5 protein-coding genes are annotated in these 6,506 nt (G+C 43.4%); all 5 read right to left on the bottom strand.

What is annotated here, in order from left to right; genetic code table 11:
- Nucleotides 1–162: 162 nt before the first annotated feature.
- Nucleotides 163–1,203, bottom strand: coding sequence for a heat-inducible transcriptional repressor HrcA (hrcA, locus tag V7L97_RS01630; protein ID WP_333652763.1), 1,041 nt, complete (start codon nucleotides 1,201–1,203; stop codon nucleotides 163–165).
- A 113-nt stretch (nucleotides 1,204–1,316) separates the two neighbouring features.
- Nucleotides 1,317–2,153, bottom strand: coding sequence for a polyamine aminopropyltransferase (gene speE / locus V7L97_RS01625; protein ID WP_333652760.1), 837 nt, complete (start codon nucleotides 2,151–2,153; stop codon nucleotides 1,317–1,319).
- A 120-nt stretch (nucleotides 2,154–2,273) separates the two neighbouring features.
- Complete coding sequence (locus V7L97_RS01620; RefSeq protein WP_333652757.1) at nucleotides 2,274–3,407, bottom strand: type III PLP-dependent enzyme; 1,134 nt, start codon at nucleotides 3,405–3,407, stop codon at nucleotides 2,274–2,276.
- Nucleotides 3,408–3,476: 69 nt separating this feature from the next.
- Nucleotides 3,477–4,214 (bottom strand): TlyA family RNA methyltransferase, encoded by a 738-nt coding sequence (locus V7L97_RS01615; protein ID WP_333652754.1) that lies wholly within the window; start codon nucleotides 4,212–4,214, stop codon nucleotides 3,477–3,479.
- A gap of 232 nt (nucleotides 4,215–4,446) precedes the next feature.
- Nucleotides 4,447–6,429, bottom strand: coding sequence for a 1-deoxy-D-xylulose-5-phosphate synthase (dxs, locus tag V7L97_RS01610; protein ID WP_333652751.1), 1,983 nt, complete (start codon nucleotides 6,427–6,429; stop codon nucleotides 4,447–4,449).
- Nucleotides 6,430–6,506: the final 77 nt, after the last annotated feature.

The raw sequence follows: 6,506 nt of genomic DNA, 5'->3' as shown, positions 1-6,506 counted from the left end.
CGATCTCAGCAGAAACGCCTATTTCTTCGTTTTTTTTAGTTTCTTCCATATTACCGTGTTCATTGGCGTACGACAGTGTTGAGCGATTAGGCTTATCTTCGATCTCAGCAGAAACGCCTATTTCTTCGTTTTTTTTAGTTTCTTCCATATTACCTCCGGCCATCAATCAAATGTCCTGCTTATGCATTTCGCAATGGTATCCACCATGTATATGGCCTTTGAATAGTCCATTCTTTTAGGACCTATCAATGCTATTACGCCCATAGGCCTCTCTCTTTCTTTGTATGTAGAGGCAACCACACTCAGGTTTTTCATCTCTTCAACAGGATTCTCGTTGCCTATTAATACATGCACGCCTTCCGAATCCGAAAGCTCGTCAAGAAGCTTCAGTATGATATGCTTGTCTTTTATGGCCTTCGATATCTCCCTTATCTTTGAGATGTCGGAAAAGTCCGGGAGGTTCATGACATCGTAAAGCCCTGACACATAAACATCGTCCTCAGTAAATGATATTACCTGCTCATATATCTTTATTGCCCTTGCTATCAGCTTGTCCCATAATGCCTTCTCACGGTAGGCCTTTCTTACAAGCAGGTTCTTTATCTCATCTATGGTTCGCCCCGAGTATTCTGCATTAAGATAGTCGGCTATTCTGTTGAGGTCATCCTGCGTAAGCCTTGAATCCACACCAATTATCTTGTTCTTTATCACGCCCTCTTCGGTCATCAGAATGGCTACGACCTTATCTTCCTTGTACCTTATGAAATTTATCCTGTCGAATATCGTCTTTTCGGCCCTTGGAGGCGTTACAACGCCTATATAATTCGACATCATCGAGAGGGAGTTTGTAATCTCCAAAAACATATTGTTTACATCGCTTCTTATGTTGTCGAGCTTTTTAGCAAACTGCTGGACAAAGTCACTCTCTCCTGAATCGAATTCGCCTGTCTCCCTGACGACCATGATGGAATCCACATAAAACCTATAGCCTTTATCCGTTGGAACCCTGCCCGCAGAGGTGTAGGGCTGGCTCAAGAAACCAAGGTCTTCAAGGTCGGCCATTATATTTCTTACAGTAGCAGGTGAAAAACCAAAAGAATACTTTTTTGTTACAAATCTTGAGCCGACAGGGTCAGGCTTGCTTATATAGCTCTGGACAACCGCATAGAGGATCTGCTTGCTTCTCTCATCCAAAAATTCCATCACCATCGTCGTTATCGCCCTGCCTGATACCTGATAATCAAATTATTAGCACTCTCATGCTAAGAGTGCTAATAATTTAACAAGTAGGGAATACTCCTGTCAAGAAGACAGCATTACCACTGGAGCTTTCTCTGCATCAGCCTCTCATACATCTTTGGCGGCATAAATGCCTGCTGGTGGATCTCATCGCTGTAATATCTGGTATCTGTCTTATATTCCCTTCTCATCTGCCTCAAATCGTGCTTCTTTGAAGCTGCAGAGAATGTCCACCAGTTGCCTGCATATGTGGCTATGGGAACGGTATAAAGATCAACAATCGGGAATATCAGCTTCATTGCCTCTTGAACCTCGATTACCAGGTCTTTATGGAAATGGAGAGACTCCGAAAGGGTCACAAACATGCCTTCATCCGTAAGGGAGTCTTTAACAGATTTAAAGAACTCGACTGTGAACAGGCTTTTTGCAAAACCCACGATATCGGTTGAGTCAACGATGACGACATCGATGTCCCCTTCCCTTCCCTTTACAAATTCTGCGCCGTCCATACACTTTATCTCCACACGCTTGTCATCAATTCTGCATGCCACTGTCGGGAAAAACTCCTTTGATACATTGATTACCTCTTCGTCTATCTCGATAAAATAGACCTTTTCCACAGAATCGTGCTTCAAAACCTCTCTGACAGTCCCTCCGTCTCCGCCGCCTATAACTATAACCTTCTTTGGATCCGGATGGGCGTGCATAACGGGATGGACGAGCATCTCATGGTAAAAAAGCTCATCCCTTTCGGTTATCTGCACAACTCCGTCGAGGATGAGCATCTTGCCAAAATGGGGGTTTTGGATAACCATTATCTCCTGAAACTCGCTCTTGCTTTTATGCAGCACCTTTTCAACTTCATACACATATTGGATCGGGGTATATGGGTCTTTTTCGAAAAACTTGATCATTTTGTCCTCCTGTCAATGAGTAAATGGGTAAATGAGTAAATGGGTAAAGACATATAAAATATAAAAAAATATGTTCACTTTCATCAACCCATTAACTCGTCCACTCATTCACTCATATACTCAAATCAGTATCGTCTTCGGTATCGAAAATCCGTTAAACTCGGATGCATACGAAATCGTGTATGCGCCGCTCGAAAGTATCAGTATCCTGTTGCCCACCTCAGGCTCAGGGAGTTCGACCTCCTTGTCTATAACATCGAAGCTGTCGCAGCTCGGCCCTGAAATAGTCCATGTCTTCGGCTCATTCCTGCTTCCAACAACATAGGTATATTTAATGCCTCCGACACTCTCCATCAATCCATTAAAAACCCCCACATCTATATAGAGCCAGTTCTCGTCCCCTCGCATTGCCTTGCCTATAACCGTGGAGACAAATATTCCTGCATCTCCAACAACAGCCCTCCCTGGCTCGATGAATATATCGATATCCTGGGGGAATTTCTGGTATATGACCTTATTGACCTTTTTCTCTATCGTCTCCACATCAACCACATTCTTTGTGTATCGGATCGGATAGCCGCCGCCGATGTTGAGCATTCTAAGTTTTATCCCGTTCCGTTCTGCATTCTCCCAGAGATCCCTGGCCTTATCAACAGCAGTGTTCCAGTTATAGACATTATTGCACTGTGAGCCAACGTGAAAGGTAATGCCTACGGGATTAAGCCCTTTTTCCTTTGCATACACGAGCAGCTCCGATGCAACATCAAGCTCAACCCCAAATTTCTTGCTTAAAGGCCATTCGCTTCCTTCGTTCGGGACAGATAATCTTACATACACATTACATCCAGGAGCATACCTCGCGAGCTTTTCCACCTCCACCATTGAGTCGTAGGCAAAATAGTTCACCCCGTAATCAACTGCCTGCTCTAAGAATTTAAAGGTCTTCATTGGATTGCTCGTTATAATCCTTTCAGGCTCGACACCAAGTGAGGCAAGCATCTGCAATTCTCCCTCTGATGCAATTTCAAAACCTGTGCCGAGGCTGTTCAGAAATCTCAAGACCTCCACATCGGGATTAGCCTTGACAGCATAAAATACCTTTGAGTTCTTGATATTCTTGCCTATGACAGCGACCTTCTCCTTCACAACCTCTTTATCCACAAGAAGATATGGAGGTAGCTCATCGCTTAATGCTATATAATTAAGCACCTTATTCCATGTCGATTTTTTTACAAAATCAGAAGGCATTTCCATCTCTTACTCCAGCTAATTTACTATCCCACTTACCAATGGAGTGAATATTATATAATAAATTCCAGCATATTATATAGTGTGCCTTTTCATATAAATAAGATATTCGATATTGCCCTTCTGGCCGGGGATTGGCGACTGCATCACCCCGATAGTCTGAAGCCCGAGGGCCTCGAGATTTTCCTTCACACGATCCACAGCCTTTAACCTCTTTGCCTCATCCTTTACGATGCCTCCCTTGCCCACTTCTCCCTTTCCAACCTCGAACTGCGGTTTTATGAGGGCTATAATCTCTCCGTTCTCTTTCAGAAACCCTAATACATTTGGCACAACTTTTATTAGTGATATGAATGATACATCGATGGTTACGATGTCTATATCTTCGGGAACCCTCTCCCTTTCGAGGTAGCGTATATTCGTCCTCTCAATAAGCACAACCCCTGGGTCCTGTCTCAGCTTCCATGCAAGCTGTCCGTATCCGACATCGATGCAATAAACCTTTTTGACACCATTCTGAAGCATACAGTCTGTAAATCCGCCTGTTGAAGATCCCACATCCATTGCAATTTTTTCTTTCATCGATATATTGAAATGCCTGATTGCTGCCTCAAGCTTAAGGCCTCCTCGGCTGACATACGGGATATCTTCACCTTTTAGTTCGACTGCTGCGCCTTCGTCAACCATCGCCCCAGCCTTAGTAACAGGAACGCCTCCAACAAAAACCCTGCCTTCCATGATAAGCGCCTGCGCACGCTCACGGCTTGGTGCAATGCCTTTGTCAACAATGATTTTATCGAGACGGGATTTCATTTTGTACCCAAATTGAGCGATTCTAATCTAAAAATATATGTCAGGTGCTGCGAAAAGACTTTAAACCACGCACTTGTGCAAACTTTATCTTGCATCCGTCATCTACTACATTGGATACTTGATGAATAATATATTTAAAATCTCTCGTATGCACTTGAATCAACACTTTTTAAAGTCTTTGAGCAGTAACTGACATATAAAAATCACTCAACTTAGATACAGATTATGACCATTATAGCCTTGCACAATGTTGGCTCAGAAATGCCAGTGCGGTTTTATATATCCCTTCTTCGTCAAGCCCGTATTTCTGCCTGAGAATATTCTGGCTGCCGTGCTCTACGAATTCGTCATCTATGCCAATTCTTTTGACTGCAATATCCGTCAATCCTGCCTTGTTTACGCATTCAAGAACCGCGGAGCCAAAGCCTCCTGCAAGGACATTCTCTTCTACAGTAATTATTCTTTTTGTCCTCTCTGACATTGATATTATGAGTTCCTCATCAAGGGGCTTGATGAACCGTGCATTTACAACGCAGGCATTTATGTCATCTCCCTTCAACATCTCTGCCGCCTTCAATGATGGATGCACTGCATTACCCACAGCAATGATTGCTACACCATCGCCTTCCATCAAAATTTCGAATTTCCCCTTTATTATTTCTGACTTTTGACTCTTAACTCTTGACTCCTGACTCACCTTTCCCCTCGGATACCTTATGGCTGAAGGGCCATTATACTGAACTGCGAACTTAAGCATGTCTTTCAATTCCTGCCCGTCTTTTGGGGCCATTAACAAGAGATTTGGGATATGCCTCAGAAATGATATGTCGAACAAGCCCTGATGCGTTGCGCCGTCCTCGCCCACGATGCCTGCCCTGTCTATGGCAAATACGACAGGGAGGTTCTGGAGGCAGACATCATGGATAATCTCATCATAAGCCCTCTGGATGAATGTGGAGTATATTGCCACAACCGGCTTTAATCCCTGTACTGCAAGGCCTGCTGCAAAGGTTACTGCATGGGGCTCTGCAATGCCAACATCATAAAATCTTTCTGGAAATCTCTCAGCAAATGTTGCAAGGCCTGTCCCCTCTTTCATTGCAGCAGTTATAGCTACAACCCTTTTATCAGCCTCCGCAATTTCCATAAGTGCATTACCGAATACATCGCTGTATGCAAGCGGCGAGATGCAATGGACAACAGGCAAGTTTTCCAGGTTTTCTTCGGCCTTTGACCCTTGACCTTTGACCCCTGACCCTTCTTTCTGTATTCCCGTATCTGCCTCAAATGGCCCCACTCCATGATATATGCACGGGTCTTCCTCTGAAAACTTGTATCCTTTGCCTTTCTTGGTTACTACATGGATTAATGTCGGCTCATTCGCATCTTTAATGCTGTTTAATGTTTCGATCAGTAATGGTATATCATGGCCGTCGATTGGGCCTAAATAATTAAATCCAAGATCCTCAAACAATCCTCCTGGCAGAAAAAATCCCTTCATGCTGCCTTCTGCCTTCTGGGCAATCTTTGCGACTGTTTCTCCGATCTTGGGAATGCCTTCCAAAAATGCCTTTGTCTCTTTCTTGAATTTTTTGTAGAATGTACCTGTCAGGACCTTATTAAGATAGTTGGACAAGGCTCCAACATTCGGAGATATGGACATCTCGTTGTCATTGAGAATTACGATAAGGTCTTTTTTGAGATGCCCCGCATGATTAAGTCCTTCAAACGCCAGTCCTGATGTTAAAGCGCCATCGCCTATAACTGCTATAACCTTATTGGGAATTTGAAATCTGAGATTTGAAATTTGAAATTTTTTAATAATGTCCCTCGCCTCCAGTATTCCAATAGCAGCGGATATGGAAGTAGAACTGTGTCCAGTGCCAAAGGCATCATGGGGACTTTCTGAAATCTTAGGAAACCCTGATAATCCCTTATATTTCCTGAGCGTATGGAAAATATGAAATCTTCCTGTTAAAAGCTTATGGGAGTATGACTGATGTCCCACATCCCAGACAATCTTGTCTTCAGGGGAATTAAAGACATAATGGAGTGCTATGGTCAGTTCCACAACTCCTAAATTAGATGCAAGATGCCCGCCATTAATGGAAACCCTTTCAATGATTACATTTCGCAGTTCCTCGGCAAGGGCATTCAGGTCTTCTGCCTTGAGGGATTTTAAGTCCTGCGGGGATTTTATTTTCTCTATAAACATTTTAAACCAAAATTGAGCTATCCTAATTCAGAAAATATATGTCAGGTGCGGCGAAAAGAGGTGGCTTTGAGCCGTAC

The sequence above is a fragment of the Dissulfurispira sp. genome (assembly GCF_036745535.1).
In the GTDB taxonomy this organism is placed as follows: Bacteria; Nitrospirota; Thermodesulfovibrionia; order Thermodesulfovibrionales; family Dissulfurispiraceae; genus Dissulfurispira.
The sequence above is the reverse complement of the archived record's forward strand: the minus strand, read 5'-3'. Positions and strand labels throughout refer to the sequence as shown.